The organism is Actinomadura macra NBRC 14102 (genome assembly GCF_001552215.1).
Lineage (GTDB): Bacteria > Actinomycetota > Actinomycetes > Streptosporangiales > Streptosporangiaceae > Spirillospora > Spirillospora macra.
In genome coordinates, this window is record NZ_BCQT01000018.1 from 228,318 (window position 1) to 252,887 (window position 24,570).

General features: G+C 70.6%; 22 protein-coding genes. 11 read left to right on the plus strand and 11 right to left on the minus strand.

The features are described from left to right. Positions 1 to 32 precede the first annotated feature (32 nt). The 3 genes from AMA02S_RS28730 to AMA02S_RS40740 are packed head-to-tail and all read right to left on the minus strand — an operon-like array spanning position 33 to position 2,694. Positions 33 to 1,010: an acetate and sugar kinases/Hsc70/actin family protein gene (locus AMA02S_RS28730; protein WP_067464027.1), complete on the minus strand. Its 978-nt coding sequence runs from the start codon at positions 1,008 to 1,010 to the stop codon at positions 33 to 35. Next, positions 1,010 to 1,909 (minus strand): transketolase family protein, encoded by a 900-nt coding sequence (locus tag AMA02S_RS28735; RefSeq protein WP_067464029.1) that lies wholly within the window; start codon positions 1,907 to 1,909, stop codon positions 1,010 to 1,012. The genes AMA02S_RS28730 and AMA02S_RS28735 overlap by 1 nt, the downstream gene beginning before the upstream one ends. Then, a complete protein-coding gene (locus AMA02S_RS40740) occupies positions 1,906 to 2,694 on the minus strand; it encodes a 1-deoxy-D-xylulose-5-phosphate synthase N-terminal domain-containing protein (protein ID WP_169806910.1) in 789 nt (262 codons plus the stop codon). The genes AMA02S_RS28735 and AMA02S_RS40740 overlap by 4 nt, the downstream gene beginning before the upstream one ends. A gap of 526 nt (positions 2,695 to 3,220) precedes the next feature. On the opposite strand from AMA02S_RS40740, the gene AMA02S_RS28745 reads away from it, so the two are divergent. The 8 genes from AMA02S_RS28745 (at position 3,221) to AMA02S_RS28780 (ending at position 9,975) form a co-directional block, all read left to right on the plus strand. After that, on the plus strand, positions 3,221 to 4,126 hold the full coding sequence (locus AMA02S_RS28745) for an amidohydrolase family protein (protein WP_067464034.1): 906 nt from the start codon (positions 3,221 to 3,223) through the stop codon (positions 4,124 to 4,126). After that, positions 4,123 to 4,947: an RraA family protein gene (locus tag AMA02S_RS28750; protein ID WP_084265696.1), complete on the plus strand. Its 825-nt coding sequence runs from the start codon at positions 4,123 to 4,125 to the stop codon at positions 4,945 to 4,947. The genes AMA02S_RS28745 and AMA02S_RS28750 overlap by 4 nt, the downstream gene beginning before the upstream one ends. Continuing rightward, a complete protein-coding gene (locus AMA02S_RS28755) occupies positions 4,944 to 5,999 on the plus strand; it encodes an alcohol dehydrogenase catalytic domain-containing protein (protein WP_067464562.1) in 1,056 nt (351 codons plus the stop codon). The genes AMA02S_RS28750 and AMA02S_RS28755 overlap by 4 nt, the downstream gene beginning before the upstream one ends. Positions 6,000 to 6,017: 18 nt before the next feature. Next, positions 6,018 to 7,142 (plus strand): ABC transporter substrate-binding protein, encoded by a 1,125-nt coding sequence (locus tag AMA02S_RS28760; protein ID WP_084265698.1) that lies wholly within the window; start codon positions 6,018 to 6,020, stop codon positions 7,140 to 7,142. Between the two features lies 1 nt (position 7,143). Next, the gene (locus AMA02S_RS28765) at positions 7,144 to 7,947 is read left to right on the plus strand and encodes an ABC transporter ATP-binding protein (RefSeq protein ID WP_067464043.1); all 804 of its coding nucleotides are present in this window, start codon (positions 7,144 to 7,146) and stop codon (positions 7,945 to 7,947) included. Then, positions 7,944 to 8,774, plus strand: coding sequence for an ABC transporter permease (locus tag AMA02S_RS28770; RefSeq protein WP_067464046.1), 831 nt, complete (start codon positions 7,944 to 7,946; stop codon positions 8,772 to 8,774). The genes AMA02S_RS28765 and AMA02S_RS28770 overlap by 4 nt, the downstream gene beginning before the upstream one ends. Further along, the gene (locus AMA02S_RS28775; RefSeq protein WP_084265699.1) at positions 8,767 to 9,627 is read left to right on the plus strand and encodes an ABC transporter permease; all 861 of its coding nucleotides are present in this window, start codon (positions 8,767 to 8,769) and stop codon (positions 9,625 to 9,627) included. The genes AMA02S_RS28770 and AMA02S_RS28775 overlap by 8 nt, the downstream gene beginning before the upstream one ends. A gap of 108 nt (positions 9,628 to 9,735) precedes the next feature. After that, a complete protein-coding gene (locus tag AMA02S_RS28780) occupies positions 9,736 to 9,975 on the plus strand; it encodes a hypothetical protein (protein ID WP_067464052.1) in 240 nt (79 codons plus the stop codon). On the opposite strand, the gene AMA02S_RS28785 is transcribed toward AMA02S_RS28780, so the two are convergent. Genes AMA02S_RS28785 through AMA02S_RS28795 form a run of 3 tightly spaced genes read right to left on the minus strand, consistent with a single transcriptional unit; the run spans position 9,972 to position 14,045 of the window. After that, positions 9,972 to 11,699, minus strand: a complete 1,728-nt coding sequence (locus AMA02S_RS28785; protein WP_067464055.1) for a hypothetical protein — start codon at positions 11,697 to 11,699, stop codon at positions 9,972 to 9,974. The two genes, AMA02S_RS28780 and AMA02S_RS28785, sit on opposite strands and share 4 nt — an antisense overlap. Beyond that, positions 11,696 to 12,652: a hypothetical protein gene (locus AMA02S_RS28790; RefSeq protein WP_067464058.1), complete on the minus strand. Its 957-nt coding sequence runs from the start codon at positions 12,650 to 12,652 to the stop codon at positions 11,696 to 11,698. The genes AMA02S_RS28785 and AMA02S_RS28790 overlap by 4 nt, the downstream gene beginning before the upstream one ends. Before the next feature lie 4 nt (positions 12,653 to 12,656). Next, complete coding sequence (locus tag AMA02S_RS28795; protein ID WP_067464061.1) at positions 12,657 to 14,045, minus strand: hypothetical protein; 1,389 nt, start codon at positions 14,043 to 14,045, stop codon at positions 12,657 to 12,659. Positions 14,046 to 14,179: 134 nt separating this feature from the next. Between AMA02S_RS28795 and AMA02S_RS28800 the strand changes: the two genes are divergently transcribed. Further along, positions 14,180 to 15,514 (plus strand): DUF4407 domain-containing protein, encoded by a 1,335-nt coding sequence (locus tag AMA02S_RS28800; protein ID WP_067464063.1) that lies wholly within the window; start codon positions 14,180 to 14,182, stop codon positions 15,512 to 15,514. A gap of 23 nt (positions 15,515 to 15,537) precedes the next feature. On the opposite strand, the gene AMA02S_RS40745 is transcribed toward AMA02S_RS28800, so the two are convergent. From AMA02S_RS40745 to AMA02S_RS28820, 4 genes are read right to left on the minus strand one after another with little or no spacing between them, the layout of a single operon-like run. Beyond that, positions 15,538 to 18,837 carry an SAV_2336 N-terminal domain-related protein gene (locus tag AMA02S_RS40745; RefSeq protein ID WP_084265700.1) on the minus strand — a complete coding sequence of 1,100 codons (3,300 nt, stop codon included), beginning with the start codon at positions 18,835 to 18,837 and terminating at the stop codon, positions 15,538 to 15,540. Then, entirely contained in the window at positions 18,827 to 19,828 is a 1,002-nt protein-coding gene (locus tag AMA02S_RS28810; protein ID WP_067464066.1) for an AAA family ATPase, read from the minus strand. Before AMA02S_RS28810 ends, AMA02S_RS40745 begins: the two co-directional genes overlap by 11 nt. Before the next feature lies 1 nt (position 19,829). Further along, positions 19,830 to 21,545 carry a VMAP-C domain-containing protein gene (locus AMA02S_RS28815; RefSeq protein ID WP_067464069.1) on the minus strand — a complete coding sequence of 572 codons (1,716 nt, stop codon included), beginning with the start codon at positions 21,543 to 21,545 and terminating at the stop codon, positions 19,830 to 19,832. Then, positions 21,509 to 21,847 (minus strand): CU044_2847 family protein, encoded by a 339-nt coding sequence (locus tag AMA02S_RS28820; protein WP_067464073.1) that lies wholly within the window; start codon positions 21,845 to 21,847, stop codon positions 21,509 to 21,511. Before AMA02S_RS28820 ends, AMA02S_RS28815 begins: the two co-directional genes overlap by 37 nt. 263 nt (positions 21,848 to 22,110) lie before the next feature. On the opposite strand from AMA02S_RS28820, the gene AMA02S_RS28825 reads away from it, so the two are divergent. Continuing rightward, on the plus strand, positions 22,111 to 22,320 hold the full coding sequence (locus AMA02S_RS28825) for a hypothetical protein (protein WP_084265701.1): 210 nt from the start codon (positions 22,111 to 22,113) through the stop codon (positions 22,318 to 22,320). A gap of 187 nt (positions 22,321 to 22,507) precedes the next feature. Here the strand turns inward: AMA02S_RS28825 and AMA02S_RS28830 are convergent, their stop codons facing one another. Next, on the minus strand, positions 22,508 to 23,596 hold the full coding sequence (locus AMA02S_RS28830; protein WP_084265702.1) for an isoaspartyl peptidase/L-asparaginase family protein: 1,089 nt from the start codon (positions 23,594 to 23,596) through the stop codon (positions 22,508 to 22,510). A 265-nt stretch (positions 23,597 to 23,861) separates the two neighbouring features. Between AMA02S_RS28830 and AMA02S_RS28835 the strand changes: the two genes are divergently transcribed. Continuing rightward, a complete protein-coding gene (locus tag AMA02S_RS28835; protein ID WP_067464076.1) occupies positions 23,862 to 24,566 on the plus strand; it encodes a hypothetical protein in 705 nt (234 codons plus the stop codon). Positions 24,567 to 24,570 lie beyond the last annotated feature (4 nt).

Genomic DNA, 24,570 nt, shown 5'->3' on the forward strand with positions numbered 1-24,570 from the left:
ACGCCTGTCCCTCGTCGGTGCGCGTCAAGCCCTCATGCGACCTGCTCGGCGATGATGAGCGCGCCGGCGCTCGATGTGATGGTGGCGTCGACGCGCACATCGAGCCCGGCCGTGGTGAGATGCTCGGCCAGCCCTCGGGTCGCGTTCCCGCCGCACAGCAGCACGGGAGCGGCTGGCGTCCTGCGATGGCCGATGGCCGCGGTCACGACCTCTCCGGCGGACGGGGAGGTCGAGGCCGACATCCAGCGGGGCGCCGGAGCCGTGAGGTTCTCCATCCGCCGCGCGAAGTGAGGATCGACCAGTTCGGCGTAGCCGCACCGGACGGGCGATTCGAGTCCGAGCCGTGGCGGCGCCTCGGAACCGCCTCCGATCATGCAGGCGAGAGCCGTCCCGCACTCGGCGACGCACAGGGGCCACGCGCCGGCCGAGGCGCAGGCACGAGCGGTGGCCTCGTGGTCCCCGAGTACCGGGAGGCAGATCCCGCCGGCGAGCAGCGGTTCCGTGAGGACCTCGGGGAGATGGTCCGGGGAGATCAGCGCCTCGGCGCACACGGACTCGTCCCAGGCACCGCCGGTCGTGTCCCAGACTCCGGTGAGCCAGGCGAGGCTCTCCGCGCAGGCCGATCGCCCCGTCAGGCGTTCCGTCAGCCAGACGTCGAACGTCTGAAATCGGTGGCACCGCAGGCGGACCGAGTCCACCCAGCGATGGATGGGTGCCAGCGGGTTCAGGGCGTCGAGCCGGCCGGCGAACTCCGGCCGGAGAATCGGCTTCGGCGGGCTCGACCGCGCGAGCACGAGGGTGTGATCGTCCACGACGAGCGCGCGCCGGAAGGTGGAGAGTGCTGTCACGTCGGCCGAGGTGTCCCGCATGAGCCGGTCGATCACGTTGAGGATCTCGATCGGTGTGCCAGCTGTTCGCGCCACCCGCTCGGTGACGATCTCGTCGGCCGTGATCCGGCGGGACACTTTGATCGTGGAGGTCCCGATGTCGATGGCGGCGACAGCGACCATCAGAGGGCATCCTCGATCTCGTCGAGGATGCCGGCGACCGACAGTCCGGCGATCTCGTAGAGCCTGGACGCGTCATCGCTCCCCAGCGGCCAGGGGGCGCCGATGGTCCGATACGCCCGCGCGTCGGGCAGGAACGATCTGATCGTCCTCCCTATCCCCGACAGTGCGGAGTGGTCTTCGATCGTCAGGGCCACCCGCGCCGTCACGCCGAGCGGCTCCGCGGGAAGCCGCCCTATGTGGAAGGCACAGGAAGTGATTCCCCGCGACAGCAGGACCTCGACCGCGTCGCACGCGATGTTCCAGGTGACACCGTGGCTGATGACCGCCACATCCAGTGGCTCCGCTGATCCATGGGAAGCGAAGAAGTCTGTGCTCGCGGCATGCGTGGTCCCCTCCGATCGGATACCGGCGGGAGGTTCCCACTTGGCGAGCCGCACGTAATACTGTCCCGGCGTGGCGACGCAATATTTCAGCGCTTCGACCGCTTCCGGTACTGAACGGGGCGAGAAGCAGACCACTCCTTCCATCGAACTGAAGATTCCCAGATCTTCGGTGCACTGATGGGTTCCCCCGTTTGGGCCGGCTGACAGGCCACTGTGCGAGCCGACGAGGACGACGTGAAGGTCGTCGTGGACGACCAGATGCCGGAAGATCTCGACGGCACGCAGGGCGAACGACGCGAATGTGACCGCCACCGCGGGACGGCCCGTTGTGGACAGACCCGCTCCGGCGGCCGCCAGCATCTGCTCGGCGACGCCCACGTTCAGGAAACGATCGGCGCGCCTTTCGGAGAAGTCGACGAGCCCCAGGGGGTTGGCGAGATCCGCGGTGACGACATAGGGACAGTCTGGATCATCGATGACGCCGGCCAGGTATTCCGCGATCGCCGTGCTCGTCATCCGTCTCCAACGGGGTGGGATGTGCTCTCGGTCAGGATGTGCACGTCGAGGTCGGAGATTCGCTCGCCGTAGAGTTCAGGACCCTTCTGGTAAGCGGCGGGCAGTCCCGCGCAGCGCCGGGTGCGCGCCACGATGGCCACTGGCCCGGAGCCCGCGCCGTACTCCAGGGCCGCACTGATCTCGTCCGTGTCGTGACCGTCGACGGTGCGCACCGTGAACCCGATTCCGCGTAGCAGGGCCGCCGGGTCCATGCCCACCGGCCCGTCCGTCTGCCATCCGTTGAAGTCGACCATGACGGTGAGCAGGCGCGTCCTCGTGTGCGCGGCGAGGCGGAGTGCCTCGAAGCTCAGACCGGCTTGCAACTCGCCGTCGGACACTATCGTGATCACACGCCGCGAGCCGCCTTCCCTTTCCAGGCCGATGGCCCGGCCGACACTCCACGCCAGGCCGATGCCCAGCGAGCCCGTGGAGACCGGAACATGCCGCATCGAATGCCGTGACGGGTGCCCTTCATAGGGCCCGGGCATTCGTCGCAGGTGCCCATACAAGGGGGGCATATCGGTGGCCAGTATACTCAATGCGGCGTAGTAGGCCGGTGCCGCATGGCCTTTGCTGAGAATGACGTCGGCGCCCAACTCTTCGGCTTGTGTGTTCCACGTCCGCCACAGCGCCGTGCACAGGAGATCCAGGACGGACAGCGAGGAGCAGAGGTGGCCGCTGCGTCGTTCCACTATCGCGGCGACGAGCCGGCGCCGGGTTTCGCCGACGAACTCCGCATACGTCAACTGTCGCGGGAGGCCGTCATCATGAGTGGCGTCGGCAGGAGACCATTCTGGCGGGCGGATTAGCCACCTCCAGCAAGAGTTCCTGTGTACCCATTATCGGCACACGCCCACGTATGGAGCGTGGCAGGGAGGTCAGAACTAGTCAAGCCAGAAAAGTCTCCTGTGCATGCGTACGCCACTGCCTTCTCGCATCAGGAGCGTATTGGGGTCGTCTCAGACCTTTCCGTCGCCCTGAAGTTCTCGGGCTCGCACTCACCCGGGGAGCGTGCCAGTTCGCGGGTTGATTTCGTGCCGGTTGCAGAACGCCTTCGCCATTGCCCCGCAGATCGCTGGACGGTGTGGCCCATGGTGGCTTCCGGGCGCGAGAGGTGTCGGCCGGGCCCTTGACCGCTGATGCTCGGTCATGCACACTCTCGTCAACCGACGCACACATGTGCGTCAGGCGAACTGAGGTGTCTGATGTTGTCCCGCGTACCGTCCTTCCTCCCGCCCTGCCCCCCGCCCTTGCCCAGCTGAGACGAGTCCCATGACCTCGCAGGAGGCGACGCGGGGCGGCAGGAGGGTCGCCGCTCCGCCTCATCCGAACCCCACGGTCCCCGACCTGCGGTTGCCGCCGCGAAGCTGCGACGCGCACTGCCACATCTTCGGTCCCGGTGCCGTCTTCCCCTACCCGGAGGACAGGGCGTACGACACGCCCGACGTCACCAAGGAGGATCTGCGCCGGCGGCATGACCTCCTGGGCTTGGACCGTGCCATCATCGTCCAGTCCGCCGCGCACGGTACCGACCATGCCGCGTTGCTGGACGCCCTGCGCTCCGACGGCGACCGGTACCGGGGCGTGGCGCTGGTGACACCGCGCACCGCGCCCGCCGAGGTCGCGGAGCTGCACGAGGCGGGGGTCCGCGGCGTCCGGCTCCAGTTCATGCCGCATCTCGGACCCGCTCCGACGCCCGGCGAGCTGCGGGCGGTCCTTGATCTCGTGCGCCCCTACGGCTGGCATGTGGCGTTCCACATCGCCGGAAACGCGGTCGTCGACATGTTCGACACGCTCCGCTCCACGGGGCTTCCTGCGGTGATCGACCACATGGCGCGGGTCGATCTCGGTGCCGGCCTGGCGGGCGCGCAGGTGCGCGCGCTGCGGCGGCTGCTGGACACCGGCGATGTCTGGGTCAAGCTCAGCGCACCGGAGCGCCTGTCGGCCGGGGGGCCGCCGTACGCCGACGCGACAGAGCTGGCACGCGTGCTCGCTGCGCAGGCGCCCGAGCGCTGCCTGTGGGGCACCGATTTCCCGCATCCCAATGTGCCCGAGATGCCCGATGACGGCCTGCTGGTCGATCTCATCGAACAGATCGCCCCGGACGAGGACACCCGGCACCGAATCCTTGTCACCAACCCTGCCCACCTGGTCGGCTTCCCTGCGGAGGCCCGATGAGCTCCGGGGCGGTCCCGCCGCCCACGCCGCAGCCAACTTCGATGCACCCGACCATGCCGTACCCGACCGTGCTGCATCCGCGCGGCACGGTCTTCACCCAGGCGCCGCGACCGGAGGCGGAGGTGCTGCGGGCCTACGACGGGCTGGCGGTGGCGTCCGTCCATGAGGCGATGGGGCAGCGGAACCTGCTGCGCGGCGTCCGGTCCCTGGCACCCGGAACTCGCGCTGTGGGCCGGGCGGTCACCGCGCTCGACCTGGGCGGGAGCAACCTCACCCTGCACGCTCTGCTTGAGGTCGCCGGTCCCGGCGACTTCCTGGTGTGGACGTCCCAGCACGGGCCGGTGGACTCGGCCGTGTGGGGCGCGAACGTCAGCGAGTCGGCCGCGGCGCGCGGCCTGGCGGGCGCGGTGATCGAGGGGCACGCCCGCGACATCGCCGACATCGAGCGGGTCGGCTTCCCGCTGTGGGCGCTCGGTGTGACCCCGGCCGCCACCGGCAAGACCCGCGTGGGCTGGGGCAACGTTCCGGTGGTGTGCTGCGGGGCCTATGTGCGGCCGGGCGATGTCATCGTCGCCGACGGCGACGGTGTGGCAGTGGTCCCGCTGGAGGACGCCGGCCGGGTCGCCGAGGCCGCCGCCGCCCGGGATCTGCGGGAGACCACGACCCTGACCCCGCGCGTGCGCGCGGGTGAATCGCTCTTCGCGGTACGTGACTGGAGCGGCAACTTCCCCTCCGACGGAGGACGTTTCGTCGACGCCGCGTGGGACCGTCCCGCCTCACCGGGGGCCGAATCGCCGACACCGAGAACGGAGACCAGATGAAGGCCGTCGTCGCCCTGCAGACCGGTCCGCCCAGCGTGATGAAGTGGACGGACGCGGAGCCGCCGAGTCCCGCGCCCGACGAGTGCGTGGTGCGGGTCGAGGCGTGCGGAGCGTGCATGCACGAGGTGCTCGTCCGGCGGGGCGACCGGGCACAGGGCACCGGATTTCCGATCATTCCCGGGCACGAGGTCGTCGGCGAGGTGGTCGAGGTCGGCGCCGCGGTCGCGGACTTCGCGGTGGGCGACAGGGTGGTCGCCAACCAGCGGCAGCGGGTCTGCGGCAAGTGCCGGGAATGCCGGTCGGGGCGCGAGACCCGCTGCCCGCGCAAGGTGTTCCTCGGCGACATCGGGTTGAACGGCGGCTACGCCGAACTGGTGGCGGTCTCTGACGGCAGCCTGGTGAAGGTGCCGCCGGGCATCACCTCCCCGGACGTCGCCGTCGCGTCCTGCGCCATCGGCACCCAGCTCAACGCGCTGCGCGACGTCGCGCACCTGGAGTTGGGGGAGACGGTGCTCGTCACGGGTGCGGGCGGCGGCGTGGGGCTGAGCGCCATCCAACTCGCCAAGGCGTCGGGGGCGCGGGTGGTCGCGCAGACCACGTCGCGCACCAAGGTCGAGGCGATCCAGGAGGCCGGTGCGGACGAGATCGTGCTCGTCGAGCGGGGCGTCGACTACAGCAAGGACGTCTTGGAGGTCACCGACGGCCGGGGCTGCGACATCGTCCTGGAGAACGTCGGCGCCGTCTCCTTCCTGTCCAGCGTCAAGACCCTCGCCCTGCACGGTCGCCTCGTGCTGGTCGGCGAGGTGCAGAAGGTGCCGCCTCCGGTGGAGGTGGACCTGGTGGGCTGGCGTGGCCGCGACATCTCGATCAGGTCGGCGGCGAGCACCACCCGGCGGCAGCTTGAGGACGTGCTGACGCTCATGGAAAGGGGCCTGGTGAGGCCGGTGGTGACCGAAACGCTCGCGATGTCGGAGGCGCCGAGAGCCCACGAAATCCTGGAAAGCGGTTCGGCGACCGGGCGGATCCTGCTGATCCCCGACGCCGCCGGATAAGTGGTGGAAGGAACGAAGATGAGACCTCGTAGAACGGGCTCTGTGGCGTTCCGCATCGTGCTGCCGGCCCTCGTCGTCGCGCTGGCGGCGGCCGGCTGCGGCGGTGGCGGCGGCAATTCCCAGGAGGACGGCGAGAACCTCCGGACCGTCAAGGTGGCGCTGTCCATCAAGGCGATGAACTCCAGTTTCGCCGCCATTCCGGTCGCGCGCTATCTCGGGTACTTCAAGGAGGAGGGACTGAAGGTCGAGACCACGTTCACCCCGGGCTCGACCCAGGCGATCCAGGCGGTGGCCGCCGGTCAGATGGATATTGCCGCGCCGGTGCCGCAGTCCCTCATTCCCGACGTCGTCAAGAACAAGTCCGATCAGCGGATGTTCTTCAACTGGGCGCGGTCGCAGGTCGCCAGCCTCGCCGTCGAGGACGCCAGCCCCATCCGCGGCTGGCAGGACTTCAAGGGCAAGAAGATCGGCGCGCAGAGCCTGGGGAGCGGGACGATCCCGCTGGCCAACGCGCTGCTGCGGGAGCAGGGCCTGGACCCCGCCAAGGATGTGCGGTTCGTGTCGGTGGGGCTGGAGGCCGGTGCCTACCACGCGCTGAAGAGCAAGCGGGTCGACGCGCTGATGCTCTTCGACTCGCAGTACGCGGCGATGGAGAACCTCGGCGCCAGGATCCGCTATTTCAACTCACCGCTGTCCCAGCAGCTCTTCTCGACCGGGTTCTCCGCCAAGCAGTCCTTCATGAAGGCCAATCCGAAGGTGATCGAAGGATTCGGCAGGGCGATGGCCAAGGCGAACGTCTTCACCACCGCCAATCCAGAGGCCGCCATCAAGATGATGTACGAGGTCTACTCCAAGACCAACGTCCCCGGTGTCCCGGAGGACAAGAAGATGGCGGACAACAAGCGGATCCTCGCCTTGCGCACCACGCACATCATGAGCGGAGACCCGGCCGGAAAGAAGAGCTGGGGTTCGTTCCCCGCGGCGAGCGTAAAGGCGTGGAGCGATTTCTCGGTCTCCACCAAGCTGACGCCGAGCGCGTTCAAGCCCGAGCAGTTCGTGACCAACGAGTTCGTGCCGGCGTTCAACGACTTCGACAGCGTGCAGATCACGAACGCGGCGAAGAACTACAGGTTCGGAGGCTGAGATGGCGACGACAGGGCACGCGGTCGAGTTGGCCGGCCTGCGTCACGTGTTCGCGGGGCGGGGCCGTGGCCGGCGCGCCGTCCAGGGCGTCGAGGCGGTCCGGGACGTGGACCTGGCCGTGGAGCCCGGGGAGTTCGTCAGCATCGTCGGCCCCAGCGGTTGCGGCAAGAGCACCATCCTCAAGATGATCGCGGGCCTGCTGCGGCCCGGCCAGGGCAGCGTGCGCGTCTGGGGAGAGCCGGTCACCGGGCCGCGGCGCGACATCGGCATCGCGCTCCAGGACGCCACGCTGCTGCCATGGCGGGACGTGATGTCCAACTGCCTGTTCCCTGTGGAGCTGCACGGGAAGGTCACCGCCGCCGCTCGCGAGCGTGTGTCGGGCCTGCTGGAGCGGGCCGGGCTCGCCGGCTTCGAATCGCGCCGGCCCAAGGAGCTGTCCGGCGGGATGCGGCAGCGCGTCGCGATCTGCCGGGCGCTGGCCGACGACCCCGGGCTGCTGCTACTCGACGAGCCGTTCGGCTCCCTGGACGCGCTGACCAGGGAACAGATGAACATCGACCTGAACCGCATCTGGCGGGAGACGCAGAAGACCGCCATCCTCATCACCCACGGGATCGACGAGGCGGTGCTGCTGTCCACCCGGGTGGTGATCCTGTCCGAGCGGCCCGGCACCGTCGTCGAGGTCGTCACGCCGCCGTTCCCCGGGGTGCGGACCAAGGAGCTGATGGCGACCCCGGAGTTCGCCGAGGTGTGCGGGCGGATACGCGACCGGTTGTTCGCCGCCGAGCCGAAGGTCGGCGGATGACCGCCCCGCCGGCGACCGGCCCCGCCGGGCCCGTCGCCGAGAGCCCGGGGCCGGCCGGTCTCCCGGGCGGCGGTGCGGCGCTGCGTTGGGGCGGGCTGGTGGCGGTCACCGCCGTTCTCCTGGCCGCCTGGCAGGTCTTCCCGTCCGACGTCCAGGGCGACGGCAGTTCGGTGCCCAAACTGGACGCGGTGCTGAAGGCGCTCGGTCCCTCCGGTGAGTGGGGCACCTATCTGACGGCGTTGCGCACCACCCTCGGTGAGGCGTTCTTCGGCCTGCTGATCGGTTTCGTGGCCGGTGTGGTGCTCGGGGTGCTGCTCGGCGAGTCCCGCATCCTGCGGCAGGGCTTCTACCCGTACGCGGTCGCGCTCCAGGCGCTGCCGCCGATCGCGCTCGCCCCGATCTTCGTGATCTGGTTCGGGCTGGGCATGGAGTCCAAGATCGGGCTGGTCGGCGCGGCCACGCTGTTCCCCATTCTGGTGAGCACGATGGCGGGGGTGGCCGAGACCGATCGCGGACGGATCGAGATGGCCACCGCGTTCGGCGCGTCCAAGGGCCAGATCCGCCGCCGGATCGTCTTTCCCGGGCTCGTGGTGCCCGTCTTCGCCGGGCTGGAGATAGCGGTGGTGCTGTCGTTCCTCGCCGCCATCGCCGGCGAGCTGATCAGCGCCAACGCCGGCGTCGGTGTGATCTTGCAGGTGTACCAGCGCGACTTCCGGCTGGCCGAGGAGTTCGCCGTCCTGTTGATCCTGGTGGTGGTCGGGCTGGCGCTCGCCTTGCTGGTACGGCTCGCCCGGCGTTTTGTACTGGAGCGGATGCCCGATGAATAAGGTGAGCGAGGCGCCGGACGAGCGTGTCCGGCGGCGGACGAAGGAACCCGCCGAACCGTGGCGGTCGGTCCGTACCGGGCTGCTGGGCCGGATGATGTTCCTGCTGCTGCCCCCTGTGGTCGTGGGGCTGGCCGGCGTGCTCCTGGTCCAGCTCGTGATCTCCCGCTTCGAGATCAGCGGGGTGGTGATCCCCAAACCGACCGACGTGTTCGCGGTGATGCGCTCGGACATCTTCGTCGAGCAGGTCGGGCAGAGCACCTGGGAGACCTGGAAGGCGACGCTGATCGGGTTCGTGCTGGGCGCCGGATCGGGGGTGGTCCTCGGCGCGCTGATGGGCGAGTCCCGGACGGTGCGGTTCGTTCTCTACCCCTACGTCGTCGCGTTCCAGTCGCTGCCCAAGATCGCGCTGGCGCCGATGTGCGCGCTGTGGCTGGGGTTCGGGCTGACGATGAAGTTCAGCTTCGCGGCGATGCTGGCGTTCTTCCCCGCCGTGATCGCGACGCAGGCCGCCCTGTCCGCCGTGCCGGAGTCGCGGCTGGAGATGGCGACCGCGTTCCACGCGGGCCGCTGGCAGCGGTTCTGCCGGGTCTCGCTGCCGTCGGCGGTCCCCGGCATCGTGTCCGGCCTGGAGATCAGCATGGCGTTCGCGCTGATCGGGGCGATCGTCGGCGAGTTCGTCGCCCCCTCGGCGGGCGGGCTCGGCCAACTGCTACTCACCTACAGCGAGGCCATCAACGTGGCCGCCGAGTTCTCCGTGCTGGCCGTGCTGATGCTGCTCGGCGTCCTGCAGAACACGATCCTGTTCGGCGTCCTGCGCCTGGGCACGGAGAGATTCTTCGAGTCGTCCCGGTGACGGCCGCCGCTTTCCCCTTCGACCTGCTGATCAAGAACGGTCGGGTGCTGGCCCCGGGCGAGGGCCTGGACGGCCGCTACGACGTCGCTCGGGCTGCCGCTCACCGACGTGATCCGGGCGGCGACCGCGACCCCGGCGGACGCCCTCCGATGGGCCGTCCTCACCGACCGGATCGCCTGGGCCGGCCGGATCGGCGCCCTGAGACCCGGCGCCGAGGCCGACATCGCCGTGCTGGAATGGGAGGAGGGCGAGTTCGGCTACGGCGACGCGGCCGGCGGCCACCGGACCACCCACCGCCGGCTGACCCCGGTGGCCACCATCCGAGCCGGCGCCCTGCACCTCACCTAGCGCGGTCCCCGGCGGGGGAGTCGTGATGTCCGGACCTGCCTGAGGGTGTGCAGGAGATCGTCCAAGGTCTCGTCATCGAATCCCGCGTCCGCGAAGATCCCGGCGAGGGTCACGGTGAGCAGCCGTTCCCCGCCGCCGGGGCCGTACATCCTCAGCACGGCGCCGAGCAGGGCGGGAGAGGGCAGCGTGCTGCCGCCACCGAGGATCATGTCGAACTGCTCGGGTGTGAGCTTGGGGCCATAGCAGGCGCCGAGCAGGTTGATCAGATTCTTGACCTGGATGTCCCCGCGCCCCGGATAGACGGCGGCCAACTCCTCGGAGAGGTAGCGATGGTGGCGCAGGGCGGGCTCGGCCTCGGCCGGTCGGCGCCGCAGTGCCGCGCAGACCGGTCCGATCAGCCAGCGCTGCGGCGGCGGCTCGGCGGCCGCCTCGACAAGGTCCTGGGCGGGCATCCGAGCGATCACATCGCTGAGGCGGCTCGGGCCCTGCTGGTGGGCCAGGGCCAGGATGGCGCTGGGCGCGATGTTGGGACGGCGGAGCAGCGCGTCGATGAGCGCGGGGTGGAGGCCGCCCGCCGCACGGGTGATGTCGGCCAGTTCGTCCGAGGTCAGGCGGGGGCCGCAGACCCCGGCGAGCAGGGCGTCGAGCAGCCGTGCGGTGAGGCGGGGCGGGACCCGGTCCTCCACCAGCAGCCGGTCGCGTTCGACGAGCCTCAGCAGGTTCGCGCGCTCGGCGCCCGCCGGTGGCCGGTTCGTGGTCGTGAGGAACAACTCGGTCAGCAAGTGCTCCAGATAGAAGAGGTTCCCTTGATCGAGGGCTTCCACACACGACGAGAGGATCAGGTCCGCGGCCGGCGCGTCCGGCTGGGGCCCGCGCGCGGCGGAGACAATGCCAAGGGCCTTGAAGCGGTCCTCGGGGGTGAAGCGGAGCGGTTCGTCCGCCCGCGCGAGGAGATCGACCAGATCGGAGAAGGGTCCGACCTCGCGGAGGATAGCCGTGTAGGCGCCGCCGGTGCTGCTTGGCATGAGGGTGGGGGCGCCGCCTTCGAAGTAGACGGTCGTGAAATCGTCCTCCGAGAACTCGGCGAACGAGATGCGGAACACCGGCCGGATCGTGCTGGAGACCCACGTGGCGGCGGAGAACCTCGCCCGCATCCCGAAAGGCAGCAGGCCCGCGACGGTGTCCAGGTAGCGGAGGCGTTCGCGCAGTGGCACCACCTCGGCGTCGAGCACGCGGATCCGCTCGCCATTCATCAGCCTCGCCGCGGCCGACATCGTCGCGGGGTCGATGCGCGCGGCGATGTAGTGCGGATCAAGCGGCGGGACGTCCACGCGCAGTGAGCCTTCCGTCGGGAGCCGGACGGCGCGGAGGGCGTCGAAGAGGTCCTCATAGGAGACCGGCTGCTCGCTCAGACGCCGGAAGGGAAGGCAGAAGTACCGGACGGTCGCGATGTCCCGGCCGTACCTGTCCTGGTCGCCGGACAGTTCCTGGATCGCGAGCCCCACGTGGGGCTCGCTGGCGAGCTCGAAATGGCTGATCGTGACCACGGGCTCCCGCGTCGGCGATCCCGTGGCGTACCGCATCATGATGTCCGCGAAGTGCTTCGGGGTGAGCCGCCGGGCGCCGGAGTCCAGGATCCGGTAGTCCAGCCCGTCGCGCTCCTTGCCCCAGAGCGCCCAGTCCAGGTCGAGTTTCACCCAGTCGGACCTGGCCGAGGCCGTCATGTCGGACGCTCCGCGGCGATGCGCTGCGCGAGCCACAGCAGCGGCTCGACGACGTTGACCGGATGGAGGTTTCCGCGGATCCGGCTGGGACCGCCGCCCTCCGTGGGGACCAGGTTCTGGAAGTCGTCGGCGTCGAAGGCGCCGTGCTCGCCGCCGAGATGGAATCCGATCGCCGACGTGACGAAGTACCTGACGCGGTCCTCCCGGAAGTACTTCCGCAGCGTCGGCACCACCAGCTCGGCGTTACCGGAGGAGGAGATCCCGCCGAGCACCTGGAGGAAGTCGAGCGCGTCCTCGTCGTCGACCCGGGGAAGGCCGAGCGGGTCACCGGGGTCGACGGTCACCAGACCCATCCGCCGGGCCGTCTCCAACGTCCTGATCTCGTCGAACTTGGTGACGCAGACCGCGATGTGATGGGGGAGGAGGCCGTCGGTGAAACGGCCGGCCTCGTCCATGCGGTGCGCGAGTTGCACCAGCGCGCCGTGCAGGTACTGGAACGCGTCTCCGTCCTCGAACTCGCGTACGGGGTCGAAGAGGAAGATCAACCCCCTGCAGGCGGCGAGATCGTCGATCAGCTCCGTCCGGTCCCGCCGGTCGGCGCGGGTGTCGGAGAAGGATTCGCCGGGCGGGTCGAGCAGTTCGAGCCCGATCCTGACCGGGTGCCGGACGACGCGGCGCCTCCATGGTCTGCCCGTGCGCTCCTCGACGCTGCCGAGGAGCGTCCAGTTCAGGCGCTCCAAGCCGGTGGTGGCGTGCGGGAAGCGCCTGCTGTCGGCGAGTTCCGACGTCATCTTCAGCAGGGCCGAGGTGGAGGCGTCGTCGTTGCCGACAATGGTCCAGTCGTCCCGGCGCCTGGCCAACGCTATGTTCAAGGCCGCGAGAAATGTGGTCTTCCCGCTGCCCGGAGGGCCCCACATCGCGATCCGGGACTCCGCCTGGGGAATGGGCTGCATGTCCTCAGTCCCCCTCGGTCAGCGGGAACGGTATGTACGGGGTGGGGGAGTCCAGGGCCGCCGCCTGGAGGATCCCGGTCAGGTCGGGCTCGTCGAGGCGGGTCAGGCGATCGCCGCCGAGGACGCTCCATATCGGGTCCGCGGCATCCGCCTCGGAATCGCAGATGGCGACCCGGGCGAGGACGGGCAGCAGCGCGGCTTCTCTCCTCCAGTCGATCCGCTCCGGGCAGGGCAGGATCTCCGTGGTGCTGACCCTGGGCGGGTGGGCCGGCCGGCCGCCGATCATGAGCAGCGCCGACAGCTCGTCCGCCCCTGCCTCCAGCCGCCCGGTCACTTCGTGCAGCGCGCATTCGATCGCGGCCGCGAACGGGTAGCCCGGGTGGCGCGGCCCCTGGACACGCAGTGACTCCACCGTGCTCAGGGCCGCGTCCGGCGACGCCCGCCAGTTCAGGACGGTGACCGGGGAAGGCTGGATCCGCCGCTCGAACGCATGCGACCCATAGGAGACGACGGAGATCGAGGGAGCCGTGGACGCCGCGGCCTTGATCACCGCCTCCAACCGGTCCAGCCGGGCGATGACGCGCTCCTGCGAGCCGCTGACCTCGACGGCGCAGACCAGGTGGGACGTAACGGGGGGCAGGGCGGAGGGCAGCGCGTCCAGCAACTCGGGCCAGGACCGCTCGTCGGTGGTGAAACCCGCCGCACCGCGGAAGCGGACCCGTCCGGGCCGCGTCAGCTCGGCCGTGATCTCGTGGCGGCCCACGCCGAGCCTGGCGGAATCCACCGAGAGGAGGTGGGGCCTCCCCGACGTCCATGTGACCATCGCGAACACTGTGCCACGCGGATCCGCCGAGTGGCAGCGGACGCTGAAGCGGGTGACGTCCCCGCGCCGGGCTCCGGCCGGGAAAAGCGGGAGGCTGCGGAGCGACAGCCGCCCCGACCGGTCGGCGTGGACGGTGACCAGGCTGTGCTCCACCGTCAGCGGCTCCTCGGAGATCACCTCCCGCAGGACGTCGGGCACCGACGTTCCGGGACGGCTGATGGTCGTCGCCTGCGGCCACGCCTTGCCGAGCAGGTCGAAGACCCGCGCGGCAGGCGATGGGTCGCCGGCAGTGTCGCCGGTCGTGTCGCCCGTAGTATCGCCAGTAGTGTTGACCAGCACCATCGTGGTGCCCTCGAACCGGCGAGCCGATCCGCCGAGAAAGACATCGGGCGCCCCGGAGAGGTCCGCTGTCGCACGCATCCGGGCCCGGGGAAGGCCATGCTCGTCACGCTGGATCTCCCAGACGACGACACTCGCCGGACCGACGTCGACGACCAGCAGCGACCGCCGCCCGGCCAGTCCCGCGACGGCGCGTGCGAGCGTCTCGGCCAGGGGGTCCGGATCCCTCACCGCCCGCTCCCGCCCGCTGGCCTCATGCGGTCAGCCTGATCACCCGTTCGTGACGCCCCCGGTCGGCGGACGGTCACTGAAATACGCTGACCCACGCGCGCTGACATGGCTTCGGTGGTCCTGGAAGGGACGGGATGAGAAGGCTTCTGATCTATCTCTCCGGGGCCCGGGGGGATGTTCTGCAACGATGCCCGACGGAACGGACCAAGTTCGAGGGCATCGGGGGAGCGGTCCTCACCACCGCCGTTCTTGCCGCCATCTCGATGCTGTTCGCGTTGTGGACCGCCTTCCAGACCTCCTGGTTCATCGCCGTTCCCGTCGCGGTGTGCTGGGGACTGGCGATCATGAGCCTGGACCGCTGGCTGGTCTCGACGATGCCGGTCCAGGGCCGGCGGCGGTTCAGCCTGGCGCTCCCGCGGGTGCTGCTCGGGCTGCTGCTCGGGCTCGTGCTGTCCACTCCGCTCGTGCTGCGGATCTTCGACGCCGAGATCGGCGCCCAGATCGCCGAGATCAGGCTGCGCCGGGCGGACGCGTTCGTCCAGCAGAGCGAGCGAGGTGCCCTCGGCCAGCGCATCGCCATGCTGGCCAACGAGACGCGGGAGCTGGAGAAGGTCATCGCCACCGGCGGCGACGTGCCGACGGATCCCGCGACCGACCCGGCGATCATCTCCCTCACCGCGGCGCGGACGAAGGAGGTTGCCCGCGGGGAGGCGCTGTACAAGGAATGGCAATGCGAGCTCTACGGCGGGAGCGGCTGCCCGTCCGGCAGGACGGGGCAGGGACCCACCGCCGCCGCCAAGAAGGCGGACTACGACGCGTCCTCGAAACGTGTCGAGCAGCTCACGGCCCAGCTCGACGCGCGCAGGGCGCAGTTGAGGGCCAGCGACCAGGCGTCCCGGGCGAACAGGCTCGCCGAGGCGAAGGCGCGTCTGCCGCTGGTCCGGGACCAGTACATCAGCGCGAGCCGGCAGCGGTCCGACCTCCAGGCGTCCTTCGACGCCGAGAACCGGTCGGCCGGAGGACTGCTGTTGCGGTTGCAGGCGCTCGACGAGGTGTCGGCGAACGACCGCGCCCTCTACGCCGCGCGGATCCTGCTGTTCCTCTTGTTCGTCGTTCTTGAGTGCCTGCCGGTGACGGTCCGGCTGTTGCAGCGGCCGGGGGTCTATGAACGGCTTCTGGCGATCGCCGAGCGAAGCGAGTTCCGCGAGGGACGGGACGCCTACATCGGGTTGCGGGGTGCGGGACCCGAGGTGTCCCGGGAGGCGGCGATCCGCGCGATCCGGGACATCTGGGAGTCCGGGGAGGTCCCGCGTGCGGCCGGGCGGGGGGTGGCGCGCGGCGACCGGCGCGACGAGGACGGCGACGACGGCGTCCGGACCGTCGAGGACGGAGCGCTGCGGGCGCTCGGCGACACCCGGCACGAGCGGCTCGACGACGGGCTGGACCTCTTCCCGGACGACGACCTCTGAGCCCGGCACCGTGTCCCGGCCCATCACCGCGCCCCCGAGAGTCGGTCGCCGAGCCACAGCAGCGGCTCCAGGACGTTGATGGGGTGGATCTGCCCGCGGATCCTCGGCTCGGCGCCGTCAGTCTCGGTCACCACGTTCTCGAAGTCGCGGCGGTCGAAGACTCCCCGCTCCGGGGGCAGGTAGAAGCCGATGGCCGAGGTGACGAAGTACCTGACCCGGTCCGGCAGGAAGAACGTGTCGAGCAGGGTGCGGATCTGCGCGGCGTTCCCGCTCGACACGTCGCACAACCGGTCGAAGATCTCCTGGGCGTCGCCGGGCTGGACGGCCGGGAACTCGCGGGCGTCCCCTGGATCGTCCGACAGTAGGCCCAGCCTCTCCGCGCTCGCGTACACCCGGAAATCATCGAACTTGGTGAGGCAGACCGCCAGGTGGTGCGGCAGGCGCCCGTCGACGGTGAAGTCGCCGGAACCGCGCAGGCGCACGCTTACCTGGCTGAGCATGTTGTTCAGGTAGTGGAAGGCGTCGCCCTCCTCGTACTCGCGGATGGGGTCGAAGATGTAGACGATCCCCCTGCTCCGGGCGAGGTCCTCGAACATGTCCTGGCCGGTGGGATCCTCCGACCCCTGGGTCAGCAGGAGCTCACCCGGCGGGTCGAAGATGTTGAGGCCGATCCGGACCGGGCGGGACTGGCGGCGTCTGCGCAGGAACCCCGTGACGGTCTCGTCGTGCCCGACGAGCTGCCAGCGGTATCCCGCCATCGATGTCGTGGCCGAGGGGAACCGCCGCTGGGTGGCGAGCATGGTCGTGGTCGTCGACAGCGCGTCCGTTGAGGCGTGGTCCGTGCCCACGACCTTCCAGGAGCCGCGGAGACGGGTCGTGGCGATGGTCAGAGCTCCGAGCAGCGTGGTCTTCCCACTGCCGGGAGGCCCCCACATGGTGATCCACGGATCGTCGTCGGACGGCGCCGCGGGCCCGACCTTGAGGGCCGTGTCGCTGAGGCTGGTCAGGAGCCGCAGCACCGACGGCAGCGGCATCCGTAGCTCCGGGCTCGTGTGCAGCAGCTGCCGGAGCGGAACCCGGAGCGGCCCCGCGAGCGCCGTGGGAGGTTTCACCCCGTCCCGTGCGCCGCTCGGCGGGAACGGAAACTCCCCTTCCACGGCCAGGTAGAGCGCGATCGCCGTGCTCCACAGGTCGTTCGCGGGCGCGAGGGGCTCCCCGTGCGGCCGCGCGGGGTCGGCGAACGCGGGGCCGGCGGTCCCGTCGCCGAGCACGGCGTTCTCGAAGCCGACGAGCGTGACGGCCGCGACGTTGAGGTCGACGAGGATCTCCTCCGCGCCGATCGAGCCGTGCACCAGACCCGCGCCCGCGCACGCGGTCAGGGTCTCGGCGAGCCGCCGTCCGATGTCGGCGACCATCTGCCACGGCAGCCTGCCGCGGGCGCGCAGGATCTCCGAGAGCGGACGGTCCGGGCACGCCTCCAGCACCAGCCACATCCGGTCCGCGTCCTCGACGAGGTCGAGATACCGGACGGCGCCCGGGCCGAGCAGCGGCGACTTCGCCACGAGCTCGGCCAGCCGCTCCCGCACGGCCGCCTGCTCGGCGGCGTTCCGCCGGCGGGGAATCTCCTTGACGACCAGGTCGGCGACGCCGTCCGTGGCCTGCCATGTCCGGGTGCGGCCGTCGTCCGCCCTCATGTCGAGCAGGCGGTACCTCCCGGCGACCTCGTCGAGGTGGCCACCGGTCCGGGAGAGCCGAGGCCCCTGCGCCCGGGACGGGCCGGTCCCCGCCGGCGCCGTTCGGGTGATCATTCGCAGGGCGGCGGTGCTGACGAGCGCGAACGGCCGGGCGGCCGAGCCCGCCGACGCCGTGCCGTCCTCGGCCGGGACGGACGCGCGGAACATCTCCGCGCCGCGCCCCGCCCGCTGCTCGATCGCCCTGGACAGCCGGTCCAGTACCTCGGAGGTGTGGTGCGCCTCCGACCGCGGGAGCATGGCGAGCAGGCGCTCACGGGCGCCGGGAACGAAGTCGTAGGCGTGCGGCCGGTCCTCCCGGGGCCGCAGCAGGCCGCTGAGCAGCACCTCGGCGAGGTTCCCCGGCGTCGACCCGGGGAGCACCTCCCGCTGGATCAGCCGCATCACCGGCAGTACCGGGAAGGACACCGCGACGTGGGCGGCCAGCCGGACCGCCTCCCGCGATGCCGTCGCCTGGAACCGGTGCACCCGCGTCTCGATCGGCAACCGCTGTTCGCGCTCGACCGGCGCCGGCAGCCCCGTCTCCGGTCCGAAGGACGTCACGGCCGCGACCCGCGCGCCGCCGGTGCCGCTCACCAGCGCGGCCCAGTTCGCGAACCAACGGGGCGCGCATTCCAGGACGGGCACCGCGACCCGAGGGAGGACGGGGCCGGGATCTCCGTCGAAGGAGACGAAGTCGAGGGCGCTGTTGGGCGCGAACGGGCGCCGGGAGAGCAGGTGCCCGGGCGTCGCGGGGCTCGCGGTCCGACCCCACAGCCGCTCCGGCAGCGGCTGGACTATCGCGAGCGGCCCGCTCAGCGCCAGGCCGCTCAGCGCGCTCGGAGCCGCGCCCGTCCACCAGTGCGCGCCGGAACAGTCGCTCAGCACCAGCACCACCTGCCTGCCGGTCGGGTCGATGAGCGTGGCGGCGTCGCGGAACGGCCCGCCCGGCGACGCGCCCACCGCACCCCCGCTCAGGTACATGACCTTGGTGTCGCGGAAGGAACCGGTGCGTGCCAGCGTCTCGTGCAGCTCGCGGCCGAGCGGCCGCCACATCGCCATCGAGGGACCGGTATCGACGATCAGCAGCAGGCCGAGCAGGCGTTCCTCGGCCGCGGTCATGACCGGTGGCCACGGACCGTCAAGGTCCCGGTCGCGGGCGAGCCGGTCCGCGGTGGCCCGCTCGTCCAGGACCATGAGGCGCCGGGACGGGACGCGCCGCCGGAGCGGGCGCAGCGACCGCTGGACGGCCAGCGTCTCGGCCAGCATCGGCGCCGTCGGCACCATCGTCTCGCGGACCAGGGCGTCGACGTCGGGTTCCTCGTCGTCCTGGACGTGCACGCCCCGGCGCTCGGTCCGGTCGGGTGGCTCCGGGACGTCGGCGCGTCGGGGCGGTGCCGGTTCCTCCTGGTGGTCCTGGTCCGGTGGGGCGACGTCCTCGGGCTCCGGGGGCGGCGGCGGTTCCTCCCGCCGCTCGGGGGCGGGCCGCCGATCGCTCATGTGCGCCGACAGCCAGAGGATCTCGGCGATCTCCAGCGTGCTGGGCGCCGTCCCGAGCCCGGTGAGGACGGTCCGCAGCCGCTCAGCGTCCATCGGAACCGGGCTGCCCCGAGATGTAGGGCATCACCTTCTCCGCCAGCTCCACCACGTTCACCGCCTCGACCCGGGCGGCGTGGTGACACAGGTACAGGGCGTTGAGGAGCTGGTCGGTGGCCAGATCGCCCGCGTTCTGCCGTGCGAAGAACTCTCCGACCAGCGTGCTGACGAGATCGGCCCGCTCGGCGCTGAGCGCACCGAGATGCTCGCGGATGATCGCCGTCAGCTCGGCCTCGTCGGCCGGCTGGTTCAGCTCCAGCGAGATGCAGCGGCGCAGGAACGCGGGCGGGAACTCGCGCTCCCCGTTGCTGGTCATGACGACGAACGGGAACGACCGGCAGCGGACGAACCCGTCCTCGACGAGCACCCGGTCGGTACCGCTGTCGGCGGTGAGGACGTTCGCGGCCGGGTTCTCCCGCCGCGACAGTTCCGGGATCTCGAACTCGCCCTTCTCGAAGATGGTGAGCAGGTCGTTGGGCAGGTCCAGGTCGCTCTTGTCGATCTCGTCGATCAGCAGGACCCGGGGCCGGTCATAGGGCAGCAGCGCGGTCCCGAGCGGTCCGAGCCGCAGGTAACGGCCGATGTCGTCGGCGTCGACCTGCCGCCGCCGCTCGTCGTACAACCTGGTCAGCGGGTCGTACTCGTACAGGCCGTCGCGGAGGGTGACCCGGCTGGTGATGGGCCAGTGCAGCGGCGGGCCGAGCCCCAGCTCGTAGGCGACCGCCGCGGCGAGCGTCGACTTGCCCGTCCCGGGCGGGCCGGTGACCAGCAGCGGACGCCGCAGATAGAGTGCCGCGTTCACCTGCTCGACGGCTTCGGTGGTGGGCCGGTAGGCCGCCGCCTGGCTCGAATCCCAGTCCAGGTCGGCCGGGAAGGGGTCGACGACGGGGCCGCCCTTGAACTCGCGCCACCGCGGCGGTGGCGGAAGCTCACTGCGGATCCGATCGTGCGGCCTGCGGGTTCCCTCGAAGATCTTCCAGCTCGCCATGTCAGACGATCCCGCCGATCAGTGGCGGATCGGGCCACCGGGCCGGATCGTCCCAGAACAGCGTCAGCTCACGGCCGCACTGGTGGCGTTTCCGGCGCAGCGGATGCCATGCGCTGTCGCGCAGTGCCCGGACCCGCTCGGGGTAGTCGTCGGGATGCAGGCCCTTGATGTTCTTGGTGAGCTGGCGCAGGATCCGGCCGCACTCGTCGTGTCCGGTGGACGGGCAGGGTGCGCGCGACCAGAGCATGACCGGGATGCCCGCGCCCAGCGCCGGTCCGAGCAGGTCCTTGGAGGGATGGCGGGAGTAGGCGAGGACGCCCACGTCACTCGGCTTGAGAAGCGCCCGGTACTCCCCGGGCTGATACGTGGAGTCACAGTGGATCTCCACCGGGCTGGTCTTCCCGCCCTCCCGGAGGGCCTTCCACCGCCGCCTGGCGAACGGGCGGCGCGGTGAGGCCGGCCGCAGCCGCGACACGTCCCGGACGACCACGGGGAAGGCGTCCAGCGCGGTCTCGTCGGCGCTGTCGAAGGTCCAGGTCTCGCAGGGCAGGTTGAGCAGGCTCTCGGGAAGGGCGAACTCGATGATCGGGTCCAGGTCCTGGACGCTGCGGAAGACCTCGGGAAGCAGGGTCTCCACACTCGTCTTGATGTCCTCCTCGTCCAACTCGACGGGCGTGGACCGCTTCTCCACCTGAGCCTCGCCGTCGAGCAGGGCCTCGACCGTCAGCGTCGTCGGCTCGTCGGCGTACCGCTCGATCCGCACGAGGACGGACGCGAACCGCGCGGGCTGGTCGGTGGGGCGGGGGTGGTCGGGCAGCCATTTCTGGAACCAGGTGTCGAGCTCGCGCCGTCCCGTCCGCTCCAGGCGGGGGGACAGGGACTCCAGGTAGTGCGCGAGCATCTCGTCGCGGAGCGACTCCCGCTCGACGGAGACCATGACCTCCTCGCCGATGTAGCAGATCGCCTCCCAATGCGACGTCAGGTCCGGCGCGAAGGCAAGGTAGGGGAACGCCGTCCGCAGGACGTCGTTCGGGTCGGGACGGCTCGGGGCCTGTGCCAGCAGTCGCCGCAGCTCGCGCCGCGCCGGCAGGCTGAACCAGTCGAACGGGAGCCTGTCGTCGAGCTCAGGCCAGTACCGGCGGAGGCTGCTCAGCGGCAGCATCCGGCCGCTGTTGCCCTTGAGTCTCAGGTTGGTGTCCGAGACCATGCCGACGACGTGCCCGGTGTCGATCCGGTAGATCCCGGCGCCGCTGAATCCGTGGCGAATGGTCTCCAGATGGGCACCGTCGACGTCGATCTGCCACCACTCGTGGTAGAGGCCGAGGCCCGGCGACGAGGTGAGCCGGACGACCGATCCGGCGTCCTCCTGGTCGGGGAAGCCGAGCGCCGCCAGCTCCGGCCTGCCCTCACCGAGGGCGTCCATGCTCGCGAAGCGCGCGGGCGGCGCCGTGCTCGGCTCGTCCAGCCGGAGCACCGCCACGTCACCGAGGTCGCCGACCCTCGCCCAGTTCGCGCGCTCGTCGACCGACGCGCCGACGGTCCTGCCGGCGATGACGACGGTGGCCTTCTTCTGTCCCCGCACCACGTGCGCGCACGTCAGGACGTGCCGGTCGTCGGACAGGATGCCGGCCCCCACCTGCCGGCCGGCATCGACGCGGACGCGCCAGCGCAGGTCTCCGGTCACGCCCCCGACCCCGGTGCCTCGTTCCTGGCCCATCGCAGGGTCACCTTGAGGTGGCCTTCGGCGGCGGCCTTGGCCAGCACCGCGCCCGCCTCCGCGTTCAGCTTCAGCCCGAATTCGATCTCGATCTCGTCGGGGCGGAGTGCGTCGTCCCGAAAGACCGTGAGCGCCGAGGACGCGGAGTCGCGGAAGGACTTCAGCGCCTCCTCGAACCGCACGTTCACCACGCGCGCCACCTCGCCGGGGCTCCGCACCACCGACGCGAAGCCGAGCATCTCGTCGTCCCCCTCGACGACGATCGTCCCGGAGTCGGTGTCCCACCGCTGGAGCTCGGTCACCTGAGTATCCCCGTCCCCGGCCGTCAAGGCCGCTCCTCAATGTTGAGAACCCCCCGAACAAAGGAACCCTAACAAGCGAAGAGGGGCGGAGAGTCCCAAATCGGTAGCCGAAAGTTGCCACCTTGGTGGGCGTTCGCCGCTTTCGGGACCCGGGCACCCTCGAACCGACACCGAGCGGGATGACGAACCGACATTGAGCGGGATTAACTCCTGCGAGTCGGGTAAAGGCAGGTTCAAGTGACCTGGCCTGAGGAGTGAGGACGATGGGCTTCCTGGACCGTTTCGCGCGTGGCCGTTCGTCCCGCCGTGCCCGCCGCCACGCAGCCGCCCGTGAGCGGCGCCGCATCCCCAGCTTCCGTGAGATGCACGCCCGGATGCGGACGGAGCGGGCCGAGAGCAAACTGCTGGAGACCGAGACCAGGATCCACCAGGAGGCCGCCCGGATGCGCAGGCAGATGCGCCCCCGCCGGTAGGCCGAGAACCGCCCAGGGATTCAGCGGGAACGGCCGAGTGGCCATGGCCTTCTTCGGCGTCGTCGCGGGCGTGCTGGCGGCCGGCCTGCCGGCACGGCGAGCCGCCCGCACCCCGATGCTGCGCGCCGTCACGACCGAATGACCCGTCCGGCGAGGGCGGTGCCGGTGCCGTCGCCGGGACCCTCGCCTACTCGGCCGGCGTCTCGTCGTCGTAGAGCCTTGTCGTGATCGTGCCGTCCTCGGTCACATAGCCGTTGATGATCCCCTTGGTGCTGTGCGGGGACGCGAGCGTGCCCCGGGTGTCCAGCGCGATCACGCCGCCGGTCGCGCCGAGCGCGGGGATCTTCTGGGTGATGACCGTCGCGGCGGCCTTGGCCACGGGCAGGCGCGCGTACTCCATGAGGGCGGAGATGTCGTACGCGGCGACGCTGCGGAGGAAGACCTCGCCGGTGCCGGTACTCGAGACGGCCACGGTGCGGTTGTTGGCGTACGTCCCGGCGCCGATCACCGGGGAGTCGCCCATCCGGCCGACCTGTTTGTCGGTCAGGCCCCCCGTCGAGGTCGCCGCGGCGACGTTGCGGGAGCCGTCCAGTGCGATCGCCCCGACCGTCCCGCCGACCTCGGACCGTTCGCCCCGCCGGCCGCCGCGGACGGCCTGCGGGTTGCCTTTGGCGGCCACGAGCTGATCCCAGCGGCGCTGCGTCCAGAAGTAATCCTGCGTGGTGAAGGGCACGCCATTGCGGAGCGCGAAGTCGTCGGCGCCCGTGCCCGCCATGAACACATGCGGCGACTTCTCCATCACCAGCCGGGCCAGGGAGATCGGGTTCTTGGTGTGGTGGACGCCGGCCACCGCGCCGGACCGCAGGTCCTTGCCATTCATGATCGAAGCGTCCAGTTCGTGTTCGGCGTCGGTGTTGAACACCGCGCCCTTGCCCGCGTTGAAGTTCGGGTCGTCCTCCAGGACGTTGACCGCTCGTTCGACCGCGTCGAGCACCGGCCTGCCGTCCTTGATCAGGGCGTATCCGGTCCGCAGGGCCTTGGTGAGCCCGTCGCGGTAGCTCTTCTCCTGCTCGGGCGTCAGGCTGCCGCGCGGCAGGGAGCCCGCGCCCCCGTGAACCGCGAGGACGACGTCATGCACGCCGGACGCCGGTGGGGCTGGGGCGGAGGCGGTGGGGCGCACGGTCGTGGCGCTCGCGGCGAGCTGGGAGCCGGACAGGCCGATGACCAGCGCGGCGAGACCGGCGGCGACCAGGTAGGGACGCTGGGGAGACGACATGGGGACCTCCTCGGTGGATGACCATGGTCGTCGTCCCCGAGGCCGGCTCGCACGACACCCGAAATTCCTGCCAAACCGGACAATTCCCACCGTTGTGTTCCGCTGAGTCGGCAGGGCGCGGAACTGATCGCCGTGACCATCGTTGGGCGTTTCCTGGCTCTGACCTCGGCAGACCCGGGCAGCGGCCCGGTTTGCGGCCGGTCCTACAGGAAATCATCGAGGACGCACTCGCTGTGCTGGCCTGTGACGAGTTGGGGGGCGAGCCATGGGTTTCTGGCGGAAGTGCGCGCTCGGCGGCCTTGCCGCACTGCTCTGCACCGCCTCGTGCGGGGGAGGGCAGAGCAAGCCCACAGCGACGCGGCTGCCGATGCAGTCGAGCGGACTGGACATCGGCGGGGACGTGCAGCCCAAGGCGACGGACACGATCAAGACCCGGATCACCGAGGCGCAGGCGAAGCAGATCACCGCGGCGTGCCGCGACGCGGTCGAGATCACCGACACGAGCCAGGATGCGTGCGGTCGTGCCATCAAGGAGGGCTTCAAGAACAACGATCCGTGTGTACAGAGAGAGGCGTGCCTGATCGCGGACAACGGCGTGTCCAACACCAAGGCGGGCGCCCCCGGGAAGTCCGAACCCGAGGGGGCCGCGCTCAAGAAGAGGCATCTGAGCGGGAAGGTGACGATCACTGACAGGTCCTGCCAGGTGGGCACGAGCGATGTGTGCATGCGGGTCGGCGTCGCCTCGCCGGAGGCGTGGCAGGAGTTGAAAAGCGCCGGCCGGCCCGTCGAGCCGCCCGACAGCGAGACGGGCCGGCCGTCCGGCGAGCCGGGTTCGGAGCCGGAAGGCACGCCTTCGGATGACATCAGCTCCGAGTCGCCGGAGCCGGGGACGTCGGAACCGGTGACGCCGGAGCCGGGGGAGGACAGCGAGCCTCCGGACGATCTGCCGGACTCGGGCGGGAGTTCCTGATCCC